This is a genomic window from Legionella sp. PATHC032 (assembly GCF_026191185.1).
GTDB lineage: Bacteria > Pseudomonadota > Gammaproteobacteria > Legionellales > Legionellaceae > Legionella.
Genome location: NZ_JAPHOV010000001.1, coordinates 2,019,626 through 2,041,722, shown reverse-complemented (window position 1 = coordinate 2,041,722; position 22,097 = coordinate 2,019,626). Strand labels below are relative to the sequence as shown.

The window sequence follows — 22,097 nt, the reverse complement described above, 5'->3', positions numbered from 1 at the left end:
TTTCCATAACTTTGAAAATTATAAAACGCGGGGTTAAAGTGTTTTGTTGTTCATAGAAGAATGCTCTCTTAATTAGGGAAGGCCTGGGTTATTTAATGTGACAGATGATAGGCGTGAAGAGGTCATTGAGGAGGTCGATTAAAAAGTGCATATTATATAAAATCCTATTTCAATAGGATTTTAATGATTTATTATTGTATTTTTGGAGTTAATCCTACTATAATAGGATTAATTAATAAATTAAATCGAAATCTCATATTAAGTCTACTATAGTAGGATTATATGGCTAAGCAAATAAAAAAATTAAAGACTCCTAATCTTCAACAGCCATTAACTGCGGAATTATTAGGGGACGTCATTAAAGCACGTCGTACCCAAAGCGATTTGCGGTTAGAAGATGCGGCTGCTTTATGTGGTGTTGCCAAAGAAACCTTTATGAAAATCGAGCACGGGCAATCGAACTGTCAATTGGCAAGTGTATTACAAATTTGTTCTGGTTTAGGAATAAGTCTTTACATAAAACCTTGGATGGATAATGGTGAGGATGAAAATGACTGGAGATAAGCCAGTCCTGGATGTTTATCTCGGAGAACGTCAAATAGCCAATATCACGCTTATCGAGGATCAGCTGTATTGGAGTTATCATGACAGTTGGCAACAGACAGGATACGCAATTTCTCCACACCTGCCTTTGCATGAAGCTATTCCACCATTAAATGTGCAACGATTTCTGCGAAATTTATTACCTGAAGGAAATCCCTTAGAAGTACTGGTTAATATTTTTCATCTAAGTAAATACAATACATTTGGACTTATACAAGCTTTAGGGTTGGATACACCTGGGTCATTAGTGATATTACCATCAAATCAAGCAACTCCTGATCATGCTAATTTTCGCCTAATAACTGATGAAGAATTAGAAGAGCGTTTAAATCATCGTGATCCCTATGATTTGATCGTTTGGGATGGCAAGCCACGTCTTTCGGTTGCTGGTGTACAAGATAAAATTAATGTGGTGTTAAATAAAGAAGGGCAACTTGGTTTTGGAGAAGGTAGCTTGTGTTCTACCCATATTCTTAAATTTGAAACACAAAAACTATCTTATTTGGTTTTAAATGAATTCCTTAGTATGTGGCTCGCTAAACGCTGTGGATTGAATGTGGCTGATGCCCAGATGAAGCGTTTTGGTCAGCATCCTGCTTTATTAGTGGAGCGTTTTGACAGGAAATGGGTTACCACTAATGTGGTGAGGCGTCATTTAATAGACGGGTGTCAGGCATTGAATTTACCCCCTGAATATAAATATGAGCAAAATTTTGGAAATAACAGGGATGTGGCTCATATTAGAGATGGAGTCAGTTTGCCCAAGCTGTTTGATTTTGCCAATCAATGTATCAATCCTGCCAAAACCAAGCAACAAATACTCGACTGGGTTTTATTTAATGTTTTGATATTTAATTGTGACGCTCACGGTAAAAATATCAGTTTTTTTGTTGGAGTTAACGGTATATCACTGGCGCCATTTTATGATTTGGTTAATATAAAAATGTATCCTGAATTTGAGCATGCTCTGGCGATGGCATTAGGGGATGAATTTGATGGGGATAATATTAATGCTTATCAGTTGGCTGATTTTGCAGATACATGTCAGCTGCCAAGGTCGTTAGTAGTTAACCATTTAAAATATTTGATTGGTAAATTAACAACTGCTTTGCAAGAAGAAACCCAACTTAATTTGATTGATAACGAAGAAGATTATTTAAAGAAATATCAGGAAATTATCATGAAGAGATGTGAGCATTTGTTAAAGCAGAGCGGCCAAATTACTTCAATAAAGCTCTAACGTCTCGATTCTCTCTGATTTATTGTAGCAAGTGAAGTCTGCGCCAAGGCAAGACCTCCGTTTGCTAATTACTTTAGATATTCAAGCAGGAAAGGGGAAAAAATGAAAAAAACCCCCAAGATTAAATAAAGTAAAAACTGATCCTGGATGAGCATTTGGTCTTTTTTTCTTGGACAAAGCATATAAAATGCAACAAAAAGAAAAAGCACACCAATTGATATGCTTAAAATTTGAACCAATAAAAATACAGACATAAATTGTGGGGAGGTGGTCTGGGCAATGTGCTCTTCTACCGGGACAATTTTGGCAGCATATGAATTCATTTTTTTAGCTTAAGTGAGGATATTTTTATAATCCTGGCTGTAAAAAAACTACCCCCATTTTTTGTGGTGTCCGTTTTAAAGGCAAGAGCTAACTCTTTCCCGCTTTTAGATGTAAAAGGCATCTTTGTCATCAAATTTGCGCATTGTTTGATATCGATAGGCATAGAGACCTCCTAGCTGGTCTTGGGTTTGTGTCTTACACTGGGATTTTATAGCACAATTCAGTTGGTAAAAATAAACCATATGGTTGATTATTGGTCATTTTTGGTGGATTATCAAATGTTCTGTATAAATTTCTGTATATTTGCTCAGGCTTTCAAAATACCCTTTATCGATGGGTCTTATATTTTTCCTTTTTTATTGTAGGATGTATAAAAGAACTTAACCTATTTTGTTAAGAATATCATAGACATATAAGTCGGTTTTGACGCATAAGCCAATATTGTAACAAGAACATAGAATAGGTTTTCCTACACCATCATAAAATGGGTTGAATAGAACCACGTTATTCTTTATTGAACTATAAAATGACAGGATATTTAAGCGCATTTGTTATGTAATGTTGGTATCACTCTAGTTTTTTTGATGTCATGGTTTTTTTTACAGGGGCTTCACTTGATTCACTGTATTCATAGTCAGAAAAAAGATCCTCATCCTCCAGTGCAGTTTCCACAATCCCTTCAGTAAAGGCAATATCCATTCGTTTATGTGTCCACTCTTCATGAGTATAACTCGTGTACTTGCCAAGCTTTTTATTAGAGGATGGGCAACTGTCAGTAGAAGTTCTTACCCCGGCTTTTTTCAAACTGTTCTCGATTTCAATAATGATGTCTATCCATTTTGACGCATCAAATTCCTTGTTAGGGTTACAATAAAGCACTACTTCTCGACCTATCATCTTTTTATCTGCAGAGTTTTGTACGCGATTTGCTTGGCCTTGAGACATGACTTTAAACACGCCTAGATTCATGCGAGTAGCAAGTTCTGCAATAATTGGAAAAGCCTTCGGTAGATCATCTTTATGTATTGACAAATTGAATTTCCAGTCCAATTCATTATTTCGTACCACAGGGGGCTTGCAACGCTCGTATTCTATCCAACGGGTATTTTTTGGATCTTGAACATGAAACATCTTGAGCTTAAAATTGAGATTATCGTGATTTTCATTTGCATAGGGTCTAGAATCCCCATAGTCACTTACCTCTTCTGGTTCTTTGTAATAATAGTCAGTGATAATGTCTTTAAGAGTTTTGGATTTAAAAAAAGAGTGCGTTTTTTCGATGACTCGCGTGAGGGCGATCTGCATTTTGCTTTGAATGGATTGATTGTTCTGGTGGCTCTTTGTTAAAAATTCTTTTTCAGCTTCATCAAGTTTCCTAATCACATCTTGTACTGGTTGAGAGATTGGGTAATCCTTTTTCATCACATCTAAAGAATCGAGAAAATATATCTTCCATTCATTCCAATGCTTTGCCGCCAACATTTTGTCTTTGGACAAAAGCTTGGATAAATACTGCAGGTAGATTTCTCTTACCTCCATAATATTATAGATTTTAACCTTTTCTTTATTTGAATAAGGAGCGCATTCAGCGAGTAAGCTAATCTGATTTAACGCAGGTCGCCTGAAAAACGATGAAACTTCTTTAACAGTTTCATTGCCTAAAGAAAACTGCTCTTCTGGATTATACCCAGTACATTTAATTTCTTTTTTGGCTATTTCTATAATTTTTTGCAATCGTTGTTGGTCAAGAACAATTTCTTTAAGTTGCGGTGTGTTTTTTTTATGGTAAAAATAAAATTTTCCATCATCGGTAAAAATATAAGCATTAGAAACAGAAGGTAATGAACTGATTGACTTCAATAAAGCATCGGGTTCAATTCCTGATGCGGCTTTTATTAATGAGGTTGAATGCTCATGAAAAACGCATGATCGAATTGCTCCATTCATAAAATCCAGTATTTTTGTGGTTATGAATAACGATGAATCAGAGCCGTTCCCGTATTCCTTCTCAAAGACAGCCAACTCTTTAGACACTTTGGAGGCATCCAGGATAGTGGTTTTTGTAAAGAACTCCATGATTGGGTTCTTAATTTTCAAATCTTCATAATAATTATTTTGATGGTAATATTCAATCACAAAATCTTTAGGAAAGCATTCTTTAAAGACACTTTGAAGAGACTCTGTGCCAACTATAGATAATTCCCTGCAAGCGCTTTCCAGTTGATAGCCCAGTAATGAGTTACTATCTTCCCTGTTTTGAAAATATTTTTCATAATCTTCTCGTGGTTTTAATGACAAAAGGCGAAGATACTCATTTCTCAATAATAATAGAGACTTTAAATAGTAAGGCTGCATATTTTTGAGATCATCACTCGATGAGAATCGACGAATCTTCTTTTCCTCGGCAATCACAAAAAAGAGTTTCTCAATGTATGCGAGTTTCTCATCCAGGCTCATTGATTTATTGTCAGTAATTTCTTTTTTGAAATCAGGCACCTCGCCGTTGTTTATAGAGGCCAGGAGTGGTAGGTTTTTGAGGAATTCCAGGTAAGCTTCTTGCTCTATGGTTTTGATTGAGTGAGTTACCCTTTGAAAAATGTTTTTCCTTCGCCGATCGATGTATTTGGTTGATTCTGCTTTGTTCGGCTCAAAATGATATTTTTCCTTATGTAAGCTGCAAAAAGTAGCTGGGTCGAGATCGAAGTCCTTTGATTGCTTAAGAGATGCTTCCATGGCATGATATGATTGGTTCATCGCTATTATTTTGGTTGGCATATCAGCCAGTTTAATCCAACCAATTTTATCCATGGCATCAAGCTTTACAACTCTTTCTTGTATGAGGCTAACTGGAATTTTTACTTCTTTGGTATGTTTGGGCTCTTGGTCTTCTTCATATTGCTCTGGTAAATAATCAAAAACATGCTCGTATTTACCTAACTCACTGAGAGCTGACATCGTGAAAATGGAGCAATTATACTGGTCTTTTTGGAGTTGAGACCGGCAGGATTTAAGCTCAAATTTTAATCCCAAACTGCTCAGGTCCTTATACAATAAGTCAAGCGCTTCATAGTGTTTAAAGTCACCAGCAGACTCAAAACAAAAAATTTTATATACTCCATTGCTGTCTTTTTCCACATCAAATCCAATGGCATGATTTTCATTGAAATGATAATACACATATTGCTTGCGCTCGCCCTTTTTTAAGTTCTTGATATTTTTAGCTAGTTTTCTCACAGTTGATTGAGAAGCATAGTTCGCACAGCTCACTGCAACGAAATTTTGAGAACGGCCTAATGCATTCAGGCGACGGTTTTTAGCGTTTAACAAAGGTAAAACATCATTACTTTTTACTGGAGAGGAGCCCAAAGTCATACGTTTAAAGGATTCTGCTATCTCATGTAATCTTAAGTAATCTTTTGTTGAAAAATCAGAAGCAACATACTTGTCTAGTTTTACTTTGATTTGTTGTTCTTTAAGATAGTTCAGCAAAATGGAATTTACTTTATTAATCAAATCTGTTGAGAGATTTCCGATTTCTACTGCGTCTGATTTGATAACTTTTTTTAACTGATATTTAACAAATGAATTGAAATGCAATCAGTAAGCAAGCTTTTCTACATCGTTGTTTTTGATTAATTTGACAAGCTCTATATTTTGCTGGTCTTTAATGTCACCAAAAATGGTTTTTTTATTGTTGCATGCAATGATTAATTTCGCCATATCAAGAGAATATTTCACTTTGGATAATCTCTGAGAAGTTAAGGTTGATTCTTCTTTACCTGAGGCCATAGTTTTTTCCCTCCGTTAAGAGCCTGTATCAAACTATGATCGCTCAATACAAGGTATGTTTATTCTATTATTATAGAACAGAATGGGTGGCTGTGTATTTTATGCCAAAATAGAATAAAAATAATTCATAAAGAAATTATTACATAACCCTCTGAAATCATCCATGCACATGGCAATATTATCCATAAAGTGAGAATGTTTTGATAAGCTATCTTTTAAGAATAGACATACGAAATTTTAATTCCCTCACAAGTTGCTATAAATTTTTTCTAAAATATCATATTTTATCCAAAATGAACAATCATTATGATTGAATGAGAACAATGATTTTCGAGGAAAGTGAACAGTGGTTCTGATTGATTGCCTTATCCTTAAAGGAATATTTCAGCAAGTATTATGGTGCATAAGATATTCAGGATAAGATACCTGGGTGGATACGAATTCTATAGCGCGTTCGGATTGGTAATTTCTTGACTCAATTTATTTGGATTTGGTGCAACACATATTACGGGTTTAGCGTTTTCCTCATAAAAGTTGCCAGTGACAAAACCAGTACCTAATTTCACCGCGGTCATCTTGTATTTATATAAATCAACGCCTAATAAACTTCCAACTGGTGGTTCAGCAGAGAAGTATGCTCGTTGTTCTTTTTCATTCAATATAGGCACGGCAATAGTAGTAATTACATACTTTCCCGACTTGTGAGTGTATGTTCTAATTGGATTGTCTTCACTATTATTGTCAGAACGAACCCAATCATCAGTCTCATGTAATTGTTTTATGCTGGGAATAGGTTTCTTGAACCCAGGATCTATATGTATGAAGTATACTAATTCATTATCATTATCTCCTAAATTTAGGTGTTCTATAGGAAACTGTTGTTTCTTCAACGAATTGCCATTAGTGTCATGTTGGGCTTGCAAACAACTTCCCACAGTAATAACTACATGAGCATTGTTATTTTGAGCTGTCTGTATGGCAGTATTTAAGCCGTTTTGAGCTTGTTCCATTTTGATTATATTTGCTTCTACTAACATAGGTTTGATAGATACCCTAACTTTAATCACTGCTGATTCGTTAAGGCCATAATCTTCTCGTAGTTTAAGCTTTTGGTTATATTCGCTAATGCCTATATTCTTTTTAGCAGAGCTAATATCTATGTGAATTGATTCTAAATCGCTAATTTGTATCTGAAGCTTTTCTGCTACCTTTTGCCTCACTTGAGCTAAAGTCAAATCTTCCTCATTCGGAACTTCAATACAATGAATTGAATCTTCTATCCGAATTGAAATAGGCATAAAACCACCTTTTTGATCGTACATTTATATTATAGAGCATACCTATCAATTTCAGCAAAAAATACATTAACTACTGATGAGGAAATATTATGCTGCAAAGTTAAAAACAGCCTGTAAAGACCTGAAGTATACGCTCTCTTGGAAATCGTATCATCCAAAAGTAATACTCCTCTAGTAAGCTGTTTTTTGCGGCGAATATCTCCCTTATATTAAGTATTGATCCTTAGCATACAGTAAAAATCTCTAATCTCATCGCAATCCTCTCTGATTTATTGTAGCAAGCGTAAGTCAGGCCAAGGACTGACTTACGCTTGTTAATTACCTAAGATATTCAAGCAGGAAAGGGGAAAAAATGAAAAAAAGCCCCAAGATTAAATAAAGTAAAAACTGATCCTGGATGAGCATTTGGTCTTTTTTTCTTGGACAAAGCATATAAAATGCAACAAAAAGAAAGACCACACCAATTGATATGCTTAAAATTTGAACTAATAAAAATACAGACATAAATTGTGGGGAGGTAGTCTGGGCAATGTGCTCTTCTACCGGGGTAATTTTAGCAGCATATAAATTCATTTTTTAGCTTAAGTGAGGATATTTTTATAATCCTCACTCCATTTAAGCAAGATTTCAAGTACAAGAGATCAATGTTTGGAAAGAGATTTCTTTCCAAACTCGCTGATGTTAATAAATTGGTGGTGTTGTGATCAGGTATGGGGCAATACAGCAGTAAGGTATACATAATGTATCATTGCTAATGCAATTCATGGTGTTAATTTTTATACATAGAAAGTCCATTAGGCAAAAGCTTAATCAAGCAGCGGGTCAAAATAAATAGTAAAAATAGTTCGAGTCAAGACTGTTTTTTTATTTTTTATTTGTATAAGATTGACAGGTCAAAACTATTTTTACTTATCCCTTGTCTGTGGATATCTTATTTTACCAAATAACGAGTGATTAATCGTAAACGTTCACGCCCCTTGTAAAGGGGCGTCTAAGTTTTGATGAGTTACACCCCACCTTTGAAGAGCATCCATAATAAATACCAAGACATCTTTTTGTTGTTGTTTACAAGTCGCAACCACAGAAAAAATTCGCTCAATAAAACGACTGCCTCGTTCTGATTGAGTTCTAAAAGTGAGTTTTTTAGAAATAACCAGCGGCCTTAGTTGACGTTCAGCATGGTTATTCGTTGGAGGTACATTAGGTATGGCTCTACCCCAACAAAGGGGGCATTTTAATCAAGTTAGTATAGACTAACTCTTTGATTTGACGGTCAAAAGGAAGATTAAAATGCCCAAGAAAGATTGTATCCTAAATTTACCGGGATATTCTATTAAAAAGGTGAGTGGGGAGAACCCGGTTTTTATCGAAGTCACTTATCGTTGTGTTGTTCGCTGTGTTCATTGTGGAAATAAGAAGTTACGTAAAAAAGACAGTTTCATAAGGCGAATACGCCATGAGTCGATTGGATTGCGTCGCAGTTACTTGTGTATTAAGGCTCATAAGTATTATTGTTCTGCTTGTGGTCGCTATTTTAATCAACGTTTTCCTGGGATAGGTAAATATCAAAGAGCCAGCGAGAGTTTGCGTAAACAGGTGTTTCACTATCATAGCAAAGGAGTCAGTCAAAAAGATTTGGCGCGCGACTTAAAGCTGGGTAAATCGACGGTAGAGCGCTGGTATCATTACGGTTATGAGCTTCGTTCCAAGAAGATAGCTACACGTTCTTGTCCTAGAATACTAGGCCTGGATGAGCATTCCTTTAATAGGAAAGTGGGTTATGCCACAACCTTTTGTGACTTGGCCAAACATAAAATATTTGATGTAGTTGAGGGGCGCTCAGAAAAGGACTTAGAGAGCTATCTTAATACCTTGGAAGGAAAAGAGAAAGTACAGGTAGTCTGTATTGACTTAAGCTCGAGTTACCGCAAGTTGATCAGGCGTTACTTTCCCAATGCCATGATTGTTGCCGATCGCTTTCATGTGATTCGTTTATTGAATCAATTCTGTTTGCAGACTTATCAGCAGATTGATCCCGAAATGAAGTATCAGCGAGGCCTCTTGGCCGCATTGAGAACTAATCCTAATAATCTCACGGTAAAGCGACTCAATAGACGAGAACGTTATTTGCAACAGCAGCCTGTCATTGCTGCAATATATTACTTTAAACAGCGATTACATCGGCTTCTCATGCGAAAACATCGTACCGCAAAACAGTGTACGCGTTTAATACCTCTCTTTCTTAAACTGGTTGCCAGTCTGAAGGAAAGCCCTTTTGAATCACTCAAAACGTTAGGTAAAACATTATATCAATGGCGGGAAGAAGTGGTTAGAATGTGGCGGTTTACTAAAAACAACGGCATTACTGAAGGCTTTCATCGTAAGATGAAACTGATTCAACGGCGTGCTTATGGGTTTAGAAATTTTGAAAATTACAGGTTAAGGGTTAAAGTTTTGTGTTCTTGATTATTGCCCCCGGATTTGGGGAAGAGCCGAAAGACCCCACTTAACTCAGGACCTAAAGCAGATTTTTGTTGGGCAATTAGACTATTTAATAGAACAAGTTGATTGCTGCTCATCCATAAAGCCTTTACGAAAACATGTCTACATTGCGTCTACATAGAAAATTTGAATTTTTTGGATTTTAACGTAACTCATTGATTCTAATGGTGGCCAGAGGCAGAATCGAACTGCCGACACGAGGATTTTCAGTCCTCTGCTCTACCGACTGAGCTATCTGGCCACTCAAGGCTTGCTATTAAACTCCGAGATGGACTTTGAGTCAAGTGTTGATTAGGTTTTTTTTGAAAATAATTTTTTTTGGTAGGCTATGGCGATTTCTGCACCTAGTAAAGCGTTGCTTTTGATAAGCTCAATATTAGCTTCCAGGCTCTTGCCCGCAGTTAACTCAGCGATACGTTTTAACAAGAAGGGCGTCAATGATTTTCCACTCATGTGTTTGGCCTCTTTATGAGCCTGTTTAATATATGGAGATATTTCCTCATCTGATAATTCGGCTGATTCCGGGATAGGGTTTGCTATGACTATTCCGTTTTTCATGTGCAATTTCTGTTGAAATGACATGAGATTCGCAACTTCTTCAACAGAATCCAAGCGTTGTGGAACTGGTATTCCACTTGATCTGCTGTAAAAAGCAGGGAATTCATCAGTGGCATAACCTATGACTGGTACCCCAAATGTTTCAAGAACTTCCAATGTTTTTGGTAAGTCGAGAATCGATTTTGCGCCAGAACAAACTACGGTAACTGGTGTATTGGATAGTTCTATAAGATCAGCTGAAATATCAAAACTCATCGTCACGTCTTGATGAACGCCGCCTATACCACCTGTGACAAATAGGGGGAGCTTAGCCATATGGGCACAAAACATGGTTGCTGCTACCGTCGTGCTGGCAGTCATTTTACGAGATAATACAAAGGAAATGTCTCTGCGAGAGGCTTTTATCACTTCTTTTTGAAGTGCGAGGTGCTCCATAAACTCTTGAGTTAAACCAATACGGATTTTCCCTTGATACATCGCTATAGTAGCCGGAATAGCCCCTTGTCTTCGAATAATATTTTCAACTTCTATTGCCGTAGTTAAATTATCAGGATAGGGCATTCCATGAGAGATGATGGTCGACTCAAGAGCAACAATTGGTTTTTTATCATTAATAGCATCCAGTACTTCTTCGTTAACTTCCAACAAGTCATGAAACATAAATTAATCCTTTATTTTATTTCTTTATAGCCAGAGGGTTTTTCTGAACCTTCGCCAAAAAAATATTTTTGCATTTCTTCTTTCAAAAACTCACGTGCCTTGGCTTCGATCAAATTCAGGCGGTATTCATTGATTAACATGGTTTGATGGGAAAGCCACATATTCCATGCTTGCTTTGATACTTCATTAAAAATTTTCTCACCCAACTCACCAGGGAAGGGTTTTTTTTCCAGGCCCTCTGCTTCTTGCTTTAGTTTACAGCAAAATACTGTTCTGCTCATGGATATAACCTCTTTATTTTGATATGAAGGCTCATTATCCTAGAAAAAACAGTTCCAATCTATATAATCTCCATCTTAATCAGCGCGGCCTTTTATTTGAGCTTGTAAAATATGTTGTGAAAGTAACTGCTCTTGCTCAGTAGTCAAATTACAGAAAGCCACCGCTGTTCGGTAATGTGTCTCACTTTGATATTGACTATAAACCACTACAGCATCAACAATAATGGGTATCATTTTGGGTTTTGTATACAGAATGATTTTTATATTGGTTTTTACTTTAATCTGCTCCGTTGTCTTAAATGCCATGCCACCCAGGCTGATGTTGACTTTACGCAGTTGAACTTTACTTGCCATTAACATTTGTCGAGATAAATAGTCAATTTTGGCATTTAAAAGATTAAGATAATGCGCCAAAGCAGGTTCTTTCACCGCCATTGCCTGAGTTAGCTCGGCCAGCTCATAATCAATGCCTTGAAAATATTGCGCTGCTTCCATGTATTTTTGCCCATTCTCACCCAATAGTTGATTGGTGATTTCCATATCAGAACAAAATTCACCCGGTGCAAGAATTCGATAATCAAAATAGATATGATCATCGATACGAAAATGTTGACGCCTTTCATGTACTGGCATAGTCACTCCATTATTCTAAGTTTAAACATACCCCTTTTCATTTGCTGCATCACAGAAAGTTTTAAAAGAAATCTATTAAACTGTTACTGTCATTCCATTTCTAATTATTTCCTCTTTAGTAACAGCCTGATGCAATTCCATAGTAGCTATTGATTCTGTATCTGGTTTCTCACAGTCAAGCTGTAGGCCATTTTCAAGATTGGCTATCCCATCCGTATCCGCTAATTCAGACTGTGAATGCACTTGCCCGCCTAATTGAACGATTAAAGGAACGACAGGCGATTTTAGATGATTTATAATTCGCTGGGCCTCGATTGATAATGCTCCGCTTGCTTTTTGTGCTTCTTTATAATTCGTTGCCAGGGCTTCTTTTTTGATACAGTCGGCTAAAAAAATTATAAATTGAGGGTCAGTCACTTTATTTTGGACAATAGCTTCTCTCACAACCTTGTTGAAGTCCGATACTCTATCCAGTTTAAGAGCTGCGGCAAAGGCTTTACTAATATCATGGGGCATTACTTCTGGGTTAATTAATTTTTGGAGTCGTTGTTGCATATCAAAATAGAATTTTTTAAGAATGTGCATACCCAGTCCTTTGTCATTTGCCATTTCTATCAGTGCTTTGATTTTCGCTTCAGTTTGGGTAAGACATTCTATTTTGTTATGAAAGCTTACCTGTTCATTATTCATAATGGCGCGGTATTCTGCAATAGCATTTAAAATTTTGGTTCTATTACCTATTCGATAAGCCATTTTTATAATACAGAGGTCTTTATCGTCTAAATAATTAGTATTAAGAGACAATTCAGGGGAATACTCAGGATGCAACATATTTTCCTTAAGGCTATCCAGATGGGCTTTGCTAATTGTTATCACTTTAGGCGATGTTATAGTCAGAGAGTCTCCGCCTCCATGGCGTTTGATAAAATCAACCATTTCTTCTGGAATATTGGATTTAAAGGTGATTTGTATTTTCCCATTTTGTAAATCATTAATTGTTTGTACTGGATTGGCTTGTCGTGTCGTCCATGGATTTTTATAAGGTCTTCCATCATCAGAGTAGAGAACCGGGTTGTGCAACAATTTCTCCAGAATTAGACATTGTCGGATGACATCGAAGCCAACGATTCCTGTCGTTTGAGGTAGCACTTCAGCTATTTTATTGATGCGAATTATAATTTGGCTTTTTATTTGTTCAGCGTCTTTTTCCAAAATGTCAACATCATTTAATTCTTCTGTTAATCGTACGCGTTCATCTTTTGCAAGTTCTCCTTGTAATAGTCTTTTAATGGTTTGGGTACGATTATGATGTAGCCAGGAAATATGATCACAGTATTGGGTAATAATGCGTTTTAACTCTTTCAGTTGCATGATACTGGCGTATTTGGTCATTATCGAAGAATCCTCTATTAAGGTTCTATTTCTCCCTTGCCCATGACGGGTGTGCTTCATAATGAACTGATTGGGTTGTAGACTAATTCGTGAATCAAGGATAAATTTGCCAGTGTCCGTAATGACCTGATCAAAAATATAGAGGCTACTATAGTTTCTTAATGCTTTGTTTTTACAATATCCACCTATGGCATCCGTATCACAACATAAATAAAGTAAGGCCAGAGCATTACCGAAATCCTTGATGTAAAGATCTGCCTGGACTCCTTCACCTAACGGCTTAATTGTAGAGTAGTGAGTGTAAATTTGACCGCTTAATCCCATGCCTGCTTTAAAACTTTTACCTGAAGAAAATTCATTCAACAGATTGATGCTGTCAAAAGGAATAAACAAGGCGGGACGACCATTATAGCTTACTGTTGTTGAAGAAGTAGTATCCAAACCCATTAATCTCGAGATATTAAGAGCCATGGCTTCACGTTGTACTTCTTTTATATCTCCATACTTGGGTAATTTGAGTATGCCTTGTGTATCAAGTTTATAATATTGTTCTCTTGACTCACTATAACTAACCAAATCAAGCTCCTTTTGAGCGCAGAGATGTCCCAATTGCTCTTTCACTTTGGCAAGTGTTATTAAAGATATTTTCTCAGTAACTCCTTCAATAGTCTCTGCAAGAGTGCAATAACTCAGGCTAGAACCATTGTCCTGGGGAATATTGAGTCTCTGGAGTTGATTAATTTTATTTAAATCTGTCAGTAAATTAAGTTTTTTTTGTAAAACAGTTATTTGAGTGCTATTGCCGGTCAAAGCATCCAGTTTTTCCTTAATCGAAGAGATTTGGTTGTTCACCTGGATAATATTGGCTGGATTAAAAGAACTGGTTTCTGGAAAAGTTTGGGTTATTGCATACAATTTGGCTCTGCTTTCTGTAATCAGCCTGTCAAACTCTTCATCTTCTTCTATGGATAAGATGACTACCCGAGTATAATAGTTGTCTCTTGGCAGTGCCTCAATCGTTCTCGTATTTAGCCAATATTGCAAACCAAATTGAGCTTTGCGTTCACTAGTACTGATTAAAGCAGGGGGAGAGCCGGGGGAATATGTTGCGGAATAGTTAAGTATATCCACATATTGTTTCCATTGCTTTTCATCAGATTCCAATGTTGCGAAATCAAACAAACCATTGTTATGTATAGAAATATAATCTAATAGCTTATCCAGCCCGACATAGGCCGTTAGATCTTGATCATTGAGATTGACGTCCTCTGGCGTGATACTTTTTTCTTTTAAATAACGTTTTAGAATCCTTATCTTTTGGCCAACGTCCATTGCCTATTTCCTTATAGTATCAATTAGACTTATTTCCATATTTATAAAAATGCTTTTCCTATTCAATGTTTTCCTTTAAATTTTTAGTTATTCTTATTATTTCCCAGTCAAAAATAAGTCATTATTTTGACTCTGATTTTTGTGTACGCTTTTCTATAAATATAGACAGAGTTTTATGCTGTTGTTAAAAATTCTGTATAATTTTTTACCTTTAAGGGAAAATGGAGTTTCAAACCCATGATGACATTTATTAAATCAGCTGCCTTGGATATTCAGGGCAGCCACAAAGAGTTTTAACAGGCGAGTCTCTGTCTATTATTGTAGATTCGGTTTTGGCGGCTCCCAAGCTATTTCGGATAATCTGGGTCTTTGTTCTTTGGTTTTCTGCCTATGGCTGCCATCTCCTCTGAAAAGGGTTGACCTAACACTATCTATCCTGCAGACATTTTTTTTCTTCATTGGGGGCGTTTCATCAACAGCAGGAGAGGCATTTTCTTGTGCCTTTGGTTTAGATTTTTTTGCTTCATCAAAGAAGTGTACAGAATGCTTTGTTTTGGGAGCATCATCTTTTGTCTTCTTTTTGGGAGGAGGTTCATCAATCTCAGGAGTGGAGATTTTTCCTTCAGGGCTACTTATCTTGGCTGGATTAGTTTGTTTTACTCCATCATTGTCTTTCTTCTGAGGTTTCGCTTCAGTAGGGTTTGGTTCGTCCGCAATTATAATTGTTCCTGCTGCGTTGCCTGCATTTAAATGTATTTCACTTTCGCTGTCAGAGGGTTCACTAGTAGTATTTTTTTCTGATGAATCACTATTACTATGCGAGAGTATTTCTTGAAGATTGGCGAAGATAAAACACTCCAGATGCTCACCCTCTTTTTCACCAATGCTCTCAAAATCCTTGGAGGGTAAAAATTCAAGCTGCGGGAAGTGCATTTGGAATTCTTCTCCTTTTAAATCAACAGGAATCTTGACTGAGGGATTTTCCATTTCTCTTTTTTCTCTTTCCTTTTCGATATAACCAAGAAGAAAATCAGCTGTTTGACTGTCTTTGGAGGTAAACATATTTTTGATTTCTTCATTGGGTAAAAATAAGAGTTGCGAAAAATAAGTCTGAAATTCTTTACCCTTTGCATGTTCTGGTATTTTCAAAGAGGATATTTCTGTGACGTTATCGACCCGGAAGTATCCAAAAGTTAACCAATGCAGTGCTTTTCTATACCAAGGAGCTTGTTTCCAATCCTGGTTCAATAATTCTTCATCAATCAATAAAGGCAGTTGATGAGTAAAATAGTTTTTTGAAGATTCATCAAAACATTGAATCGCTAATTGTTTCGCCAGTTCTGTTAATTGGGGTACCTCAGGCTGTCTTTCAAAGAGTTTCATAAAAATGAGACTGGCTTTCTTTAAAAGTCCTTCCCTATTTGATTGAGGATTTAATAGCTGCCTGATTTCATCAACATCTTTTTCAATCGCTGATTCAATCAAACCAGACAGTTTCTGAAAATAAGGTTTTGACACGTTGTTAAAACATCGAATTGCCAATTTTTCGGCTAGACGGGTTAATCGAGTCTCCTTGGGATCATATTTCGATAGTTTAGTGAAAACAGGATTAGCTTGTTTCAGAAGCGCTTCACCTTTTAAATCACTGTTCAATACTTTATTAAGAGCATCAATATCTTCTGCAATCCCTAACTGGGAAGAGGGGAAAACTTCTTCCACTTTCTGGTAAAAGGCATCAGGCGGTAAGTTTTTGAAGTTAAGCAAGCTCTGGAATTGTTTAATGGTCATTCGCTTATCGGGATCGAGGCGTGTTAATTCCTGAACCAGAAGGGAAAGATTGATGATTTGTCTGGATGGTGTTTTGAAATGTGACACGGCGCTGTGATCCGGATTTCTAAAATCATCTGGCAATTTATCTAATTGAGTTAAAATCAGGAATTGTTTTAAAGCCATTCCCAGTTGATAGGCCATGAATTGAGGCATGTTCATGCGTTTCCACAAGGCGTTGCGATTATAGCCTACAGGCTCGCCTTCTTTGTTAAATAGTAGACATTTTAAAAATTCATCGGGAGCAAATAAAGGGCTGGTGAGAATGTCACTGGCTAAAGGATTATCACTCGTGGTGAACGTTTTCCTATCACTGACCAGTACTCTGTTATTGTGAACCAGAAAATTATTTAACTTAATGTCAGGATGATAGTTATGAGTCTCTATTAACTTTAGACAAAAATCGGTTAGCTGGACAAAGTAATACCCAATTCGCGGAGCGATATTTTTGGGGCTACCATCTTTTAACTGTTTGGCGATTTCTTCCAGATTATTTTGATTGGCGAATTGGCTGAGGATAACAGGTTTGTAAACAGTAGAACCATCTTCCGCTTTAAATCGCATCATAAAAACAGAGTAATCTTCAATAAAATATTTTGAGACTCCATAGGAATGAAGTTCTTGCTCCTTTCCTAGCTCATGCCTGTCTTCTACACGAAATACAAAAGGAGCTTCCCATCCGCTCATTGTGAATTTGAAGTTAAAATTATTCACATGATTGCCAAGTTCTTTGGTTTTGTAGGAAGGTATAACTGGCAAATTGTCTATAGGTTCTCCCTTTATTGCTTTTATTTTTGGAGCGACAAGCTTAAGGATTTCTGTTTGTCTTTCTACAATTTCTTTTGTTTTTTTATCATTTAGGGCTAATTCATTCAGGAGAAAATTAATTTCAATATAGCGAGCTGCGCATTTTTCAAATTCTACTTCCTTTAAAAGTTTGTCACGCTCTTGCATGAGCTGGTAGATGTTTACTTCGGAGCTGTTAATTTCAGGTTTATTTTTTATTTCTTCAGCAATGGCTTTGGCAAATTGCATTCCTTTTAGAAAAAAAGATGCGTTTGGATTAATTGAAAATTTAGTTAACTCCTTTAACCAACCACCTTCTTCAGCATCGTTTATCCAATCGAACAACTCATCATCTAGCTCAGTTCTGTTCAGTAAATAATTGATTTTTTGCAAATAAAATAACTTTTGAAGCTTGTCATCTTCAGATGCATTATTGTAAGCAATCACTAAGGGCGTTATATCTTTAAAAGATTTAGGCGGTAAATTCAAAGGCATGAAGTACTCCGAGGTATCTAAAATTACACGGCTGTGTATTAAACTATTGAACAAAGTAGATTTAAATTGAGCAAATTTAACATCTTTATACCGAGACTTCAAGTACATTTTATGATCAGTAAGAATGTATCTGATATCGTTGGTTTTGGATTTATGATTTCAGGTTAGTTCTATGTAATGTATGGGGTCCAAAGGATATAAAAATATCATGCTCCTCTATCATCAGGAGGGTATTTTATGCTTTAATAAGAGTCATTTCTTAAAGATACATTTTTAAGGTTTGCTATGACTTTTGTAGTAACGGAAAGTTGTATACGATGCAAGTATACCGATTGTGTAGAAGTATGCCCTGTGGATTGTTTTTATGAGGGGCCCAATTTCCTGGTTATTCACCCCGATGAATGCATTGATTGTGCCCTTTGTGAACCTGAATGTCCAGTTAATGCTATCGTTTCAGAAGATGATTTAACAGACGAACAACAACAATTCAAAGAGTTAAATGCCGAGTTATCCAAAACCTGGCCTAATATTACTGCTAAAAAGGATGCTCCCTCTGATGCCAAGGATTGGGAAGAAGTAAAGGATAAACTTCAATATTTGCAAAAAGAGTGGAAGAAATAACCACCTTCGCTGAAGATTGTCGGCGAATTCTCAGTGAGAAGGGAAGATTATCCACCGCAATTCCTGGCTTTGTGTCAAGGGCGCCACAAGCCGATATGGCAGTGGCCATAGCCAATGCTATTGTTGAGCGATCGATTTTGGTAGCAGAGGCAGGAACGGGAACAGGTAAGACCTTTGCTTATTTGTTACCTTGCTTGTTAAGTGGTAAGAAGGCGCTTATCTCCACAGCAACCAAAACGCTACAGGATCAACTGTTTCAAAAAGATTTACCAACCTTGATCAGAGCTTTGGGTTTATCAGTACGAATTCAGAATTTAAAAGGTCGTTCCAATTATATTTGTCAATATCGCGTTGAGAAGCATGCTGAAGAAGGGCAGTTTCAAAGCCCTCAATGTGCTCATGAAATACTACATGTCAGAGATAAATTGTCTCAAATGACAGAAGGTGTTCGTTCTGAATTGCCTGAAATTAATGAAGACTCCCCGGTATGGCATTATGTCACATCCACTACTGACAACTGTCTTGGTGCAGAGTGTCCTAATCATGAAACCTGTTTTTTGGTGAAAGCTCGCAAACGGGCGATGGAAGCAGATATTGTTGTCATCAATCACCATCTTTTTTTTGCTGATTCCCAGTTAAAAAAAGATGGTTTTAGTGAACTGTTACCTGGTGTTGATGTCGTAGTGTTTGATGAGGCTCATCAGCTTGCAGACATCGCCTCGAATTTCAATGGGGAACGCTTGGGAACACGTCAATTTAGAGACTTGGTGGATGACATGCTTAATGAGTGGCCAATACTGGATTTAGCCAATCAACCTTTAAAGTCCATAAGTCATAAAACAGACAAACTGGTGGACCAATTACTAAATGCTTTACCGGCTCGAGAGGAACGAGTCAGTTGGGAGTTGGTTAAGCGAAATAAAGAGTTTATGACGGCGTGGGATACCTGGTTATCTTTAAAAGATGAGTTGATTCAATGCCTGGAATCAAAGGATACCGCTGATATTCCCGGGTTAAAAAGATGCAAAGAACGCCTTTTGGATTTAGAAACCATCTTGCTTTCCTTTACTGAGGAAAATAATAATAAAATTCGTTGGTTGGAACGTTTTAAACACACTCTCGTTTTTCATGCCACCCCGTATGACGTTGCTGAATCATTTAGTCAATTATTAAAACACCAGTCATGTGCCTATATTTTTACATCGGCTACGCTTACTATGGCATCGGCTTTTGATAGTTTTTGTAAACCTTTGGGATTAGATAAAGTACAGACTTTGTTATTATCGAGTCCATTTGATTATCAACAACAGGCTCTGCTTTATTTGCCTCGGGGAATACCTGATCCTAAAGATACTCATTATTATGAAACTTTGCTGGAAAAGGCTTTACCTGTTATAGAGGCTTGCGGAGGCCGCTGCTTTTTCCTGTTTACCAGTCATAAAGCAGTAAAATTAGTTGCTCAAATGCTGAGCAATACTTTAAAATATCCACTTTTGATTCAAGGTGAGGAAGCAAAGCCTATTCTCCTGTCTCGATTCAGGCAATTGGGTAATGCGGTGCTTTTAGGTACTTCTACTTTTTGGGAAGGTGTTGATGTCAAAGGAGAGGCACTCTCTTGTGTTATTATAGATAAATTACCCTTTGCTAATCCCGTCGACCCCGTAATTCGTGGCCGAATGGCTTATTTAAAGAAAAAAGGGCTTTCAGGTTTTGATGAATTGTCGTTGCCAAATGCTGTCATTGCATTAAAACAAGGAGTAGGGCGCTTGATTCGTGACATCACCGATAAAGGCTTGTTAATGATAGCGGATCCCCGTTTGACTGGTAGAGAATATGGCCGAACCATTTTGGCCAGTTTACCTAGTCTTCCGAAAACCCGAGATGAAAAAAAAGTACTGCATTTTATTAAAGAGTTGGCTTTAAATGATGAAACTGTTAGCGATTGATACCTCAACTGAACTGGCCAGTGCTGCCATCCTCGTAGGTGACGAAATCATAAGCAAGGAGCAGGATAGTCAAAAAATCCATGCTCAATTGATTTTACCTATGATTGATGAGTTGATAGCCCAAGCGGAATTGCGTCTTAATCAATTGGATGGAATCATTTTTGGATGTGGTCCTGGAAGTTTTACAGGATTAAGAATCGCTTGTAGCATTGCAAAAGGATTGGCTTATGCCAATGATCTGCCTCTTGTTCCCGTGAGTAGTTTAGCCGCAATTGCCTGGAGAGCCCGGGAAATAAAAGAGGATTTCAATCAACCTGTATTGTCTGTTTTGGATGCTCGTATGCATGAAATGTATTGGAGTTGCTTTTTGGAGCAGCAATTCTTGGCTCAGGACAGAATTAATGCAGTAAAAGATATTCAGTTGCCAGCCAATCAATCCTTTATTTTGGCTGGAGTTGGGATTGATTTGTACTGGATGGATTTTCCAGAGCAGATCAAGTCACAAATTAGTGAAGTATTAAATGTTTTTCCGACAGCGTCTGCTATGATACGCTTGGCACAGAAAGCTGATATCAAGGCAGTTTCTGTGGCACAGGCACAACCAGTGTATGTGCGTAATCAGGTTACTCAAGGAGATTCGCGTGGATAAAAAATTATTGGAAATATTGGTTTGTCCTTTATGTAAAGGAAAATTGCTGTTTAAAAAACAGGAATTGATCTGCAAATTTGATAGGCTGGCATTTCCTGTTCGTGATGATATTCCCGTTATGCTAGAACAAGAAGCGCGTTTGATTCCCCTGGAAGAGAAAGATAAATTATGAGTCCTAACTTTCATGTGATTATACCAGCCAGGTATCACTCCAGTCGTTTTCCAGGTAAATTACTTCAAGAAATTAATGGTATTACCGTGATTGAGCGAGTTTACAGGCAAGCGCTTCTGGCTGAACCAAAGTCAGTGATTATTGCCACTGATCATGAAGAGATAGCCAATTGTGCTACCCAATTTGGTGCTCAGGTTGTCATGACCTTGTCCACGCATCAATCTGGAACTGATCGAATTGCAGAGGTTGTTGCAAAGGGGAGTTTTGCTCCTGATGATGTGATTGTCAACGTGCAAGGCGATGAGCCATTTATCCACCCCAAATTAATTCAACAAGTCGCTTACTCTTTAACTCAGACAAACGCACCTGTGTCTACTTTGTGTTGGCCTGTTAGTAGCCTTGAAATATTAAATAACTCTAATGTGGTTAAGGTGGTACGCACTCGGGATAATCACGCTCTGTATTTTTCAAGAAGTGCTATTCCTTTTCACAGAGATGATAAAAGTGCTTATTCCAATACCTTCAGGCATATTGGCTTGTATGCTTATCGTGCTGCCTTTTTACTGGAGTTCGTAAGCTGGCCACCCTGTACCTTGGAACAAATAGAGTGTTTGGAACAATTGCGCATCCTGTGGTCAGGTTGCTCTATCCGGGTTGATGAGGCATGTGAAGAACCTTTACAGGATATTAATACAAAAGAAGATTTGATTTTGGCCAAACAATATTTTCTTGATGTTTCCAATGTATAACTTATTTGCATAACTCATTGTAGTTTATGGTTTTTTCTATGAGGAAATGGTTTTTATCCACTCCGTATGGTCGCTGCTCAATTTTTATCATAATAGAGTGGCAATCTTAACTCTTTTTCAGCACATCGAAATGATATCTTTTTGTCAGGACTTACGAAAAACCCCAATCTCTTTGTTAAAAAAAGTTTTCGGTCATTTAGTTTATCCAACCTCCCTAATTAAAAACATGTTTTGCCTTGA

General features: G+C 37.0%; 17 protein-coding genes and 1 tRNA gene. 8 read left to right on the top strand and 10 right to left on the bottom strand.

Annotation, left to right across the window (positions count from 1 at the left end; all coding sequences use genetic code 11):
- Positions 1 to 282 precede the first annotated feature (282 nt).
- A complete protein-coding gene (locus OQJ02_RS09195; protein WP_062726983.1) occupies positions 283 to 564 on the top strand; it encodes a helix-turn-helix domain-containing protein in 282 nt (93 codons plus the stop codon).
- Complete coding sequence (locus tag OQJ02_RS09190) at positions 551 to 1,843, top strand: HipA domain-containing protein (protein WP_265718882.1); 1,293 nt, start codon at positions 551 to 553, stop codon at positions 1,841 to 1,843. Before OQJ02_RS09195 ends, OQJ02_RS09190 begins: the two co-directional genes overlap by 14 nt.
- A 319-nt stretch (positions 1,844 to 2,162) precedes the next feature.
- On the opposite strand, the gene OQJ02_RS09185 is transcribed toward OQJ02_RS09190, so the two are convergent.
- The 4 genes from OQJ02_RS09185 to OQJ02_RS09170 all read right to left on the bottom strand — a co-directional run bounded on the left by OQJ02_RS09185 (position 2,163) and on the right by OQJ02_RS09170 (position 7,254).
- Complete coding sequence (locus OQJ02_RS09185) at positions 2,163 to 2,330, bottom strand: hypothetical protein (protein WP_265718881.1); 168 nt, start codon at positions 2,328 to 2,330, stop codon at positions 2,163 to 2,165.
- Between the two features lie 404 nt (positions 2,331 to 2,734).
- Positions 2,735 to 5,680 carry a hypothetical protein gene (locus OQJ02_RS09180; protein ID WP_265718880.1) on the bottom strand — a complete coding sequence of 982 codons (2,946 nt, stop codon included), beginning with the start codon at positions 5,678 to 5,680 and terminating at the stop codon, positions 2,735 to 2,737.
- An 84-nt stretch (positions 5,681 to 5,764) separates the two neighbouring features.
- Positions 5,765 to 5,956 carry a hypothetical protein gene (locus OQJ02_RS09175; protein WP_265718879.1) on the bottom strand — a complete coding sequence of 64 codons (192 nt, stop codon included), beginning with the start codon at positions 5,954 to 5,956 and terminating at the stop codon, positions 5,765 to 5,767.
- A 443-nt stretch (positions 5,957 to 6,399) separates the two neighbouring features.
- Positions 6,400 to 7,254 (bottom strand): hypothetical protein, encoded by an 855-nt coding sequence (locus OQJ02_RS09170; protein WP_265718878.1) that lies wholly within the window; start codon positions 7,252 to 7,254, stop codon positions 6,400 to 6,402.
- A 1,290-nt stretch (positions 7,255 to 8,544) separates the two neighbouring features.
- Between OQJ02_RS09170 and OQJ02_RS09165 the strand changes: the two genes are divergently transcribed.
- Positions 8,545 to 9,720: an ISL3 family transposase gene (locus OQJ02_RS09165; protein ID WP_265718344.1), complete on the top strand. Its 1,176-nt coding sequence runs from the start codon at positions 8,545 to 8,547 to the stop codon at positions 9,718 to 9,720.
- A gap of 201 nt (positions 9,721 to 9,921) precedes the next feature.
- Here the strand turns inward: OQJ02_RS09165 and OQJ02_RS09160 are convergent.
- The 6 genes from OQJ02_RS09160 to OQJ02_RS09135 form a co-directional block, all read right to left on the bottom strand.
- Positions 9,922 to 9,997 (bottom strand) — tRNA-Phe (locus OQJ02_RS09160).
- A 50-nt stretch (positions 9,998 to 10,047) separates the two neighbouring features.
- On the bottom strand, positions 10,048 to 10,974 hold the full coding sequence (locus OQJ02_RS09155; protein ID WP_265718877.1) for a pseudouridine-5'-phosphate glycosidase: 927 nt from the start codon (positions 10,972 to 10,974) through the stop codon (positions 10,048 to 10,050).
- Between the two features lie 11 nt (positions 10,975 to 10,985).
- Complete coding sequence (locus OQJ02_RS09150; protein ID WP_265718876.1) at positions 10,986 to 11,255, bottom strand: oxidative damage protection protein; 270 nt, start codon at positions 11,253 to 11,255, stop codon at positions 10,986 to 10,988.
- A gap of 75 nt (positions 11,256 to 11,330) precedes the next feature.
- Positions 11,331 to 11,888 (bottom strand): PilZ domain-containing protein, encoded by a 558-nt coding sequence (locus OQJ02_RS09145; RefSeq protein ID WP_265718875.1) that lies wholly within the window; start codon positions 11,886 to 11,888, stop codon positions 11,331 to 11,333.
- Positions 11,889 to 11,963: 75 nt separating this feature from the next.
- On the bottom strand, positions 11,964 to 14,612 hold the full coding sequence (locus OQJ02_RS09140; RefSeq protein WP_265718874.1) for a hypothetical protein: 2,649 nt from the start codon (positions 14,610 to 14,612) through the stop codon (positions 11,964 to 11,966).
- Between the two features lie 315 nt (positions 14,613 to 14,927).
- Positions 14,928 to 17,720 (bottom strand): hypothetical protein, encoded by a 2,793-nt coding sequence (locus OQJ02_RS09135; RefSeq protein WP_265718873.1) that lies wholly within the window; start codon positions 17,718 to 17,720, stop codon positions 14,928 to 14,930.
- 285 nt (positions 17,721 to 18,005) lie between these two features.
- Here OQJ02_RS09135 and fdxA point away from each other — a divergent pair, with 285 nt between their 5' ends.
- The 5 genes from fdxA to kdsB are packed head-to-tail and all read left to right on the top strand — an operon-like array spanning position 18,006 to position 21,857.
- Positions 18,006 to 18,341 (top strand): ferredoxin FdxA, encoded by a 336-nt coding sequence (gene fdxA / locus OQJ02_RS09130; RefSeq protein ID WP_013101580.1) that lies wholly within the window; start codon positions 18,006 to 18,008, stop codon positions 18,339 to 18,341.
- Complete coding sequence (locus OQJ02_RS09125; protein ID WP_265718872.1) at positions 18,329 to 20,287, top strand: ATP-dependent DNA helicase; 1,959 nt, start codon at positions 18,329 to 18,331, stop codon at positions 20,285 to 20,287. The genes fdxA and OQJ02_RS09125 overlap by 13 nt, the downstream gene beginning before the upstream one ends.
- The gene (gene tsaB, locus OQJ02_RS09120) at positions 20,265 to 20,936 is read left to right on the top strand and encodes a tRNA (adenosine(37)-N6)-threonylcarbamoyltransferase complex dimerization subunit type 1 TsaB (RefSeq protein ID WP_265718871.1); all 672 of its coding nucleotides are present in this window, start codon (positions 20,265 to 20,267) and stop codon (positions 20,934 to 20,936) included. Before OQJ02_RS09125 ends, tsaB begins: the two co-directional genes overlap by 23 nt.
- Positions 20,929 to 21,108: a Trm112 family protein gene (locus OQJ02_RS09115; protein ID WP_010947637.1), complete on the top strand. Its 180-nt coding sequence runs from the start codon at positions 20,929 to 20,931 to the stop codon at positions 21,106 to 21,108. Before tsaB ends, OQJ02_RS09115 begins: the two co-directional genes overlap by 8 nt.
- On the top strand, positions 21,105 to 21,857 hold the full coding sequence (kdsB, locus tag OQJ02_RS09110) for a 3-deoxy-manno-octulosonate cytidylyltransferase (protein ID WP_265718870.1): 753 nt from the start codon (positions 21,105 to 21,107) through the stop codon (positions 21,855 to 21,857). Before OQJ02_RS09115 ends, kdsB begins: the two co-directional genes overlap by 4 nt.
- Positions 21,858 to 22,097 lie beyond the last annotated feature (240 nt).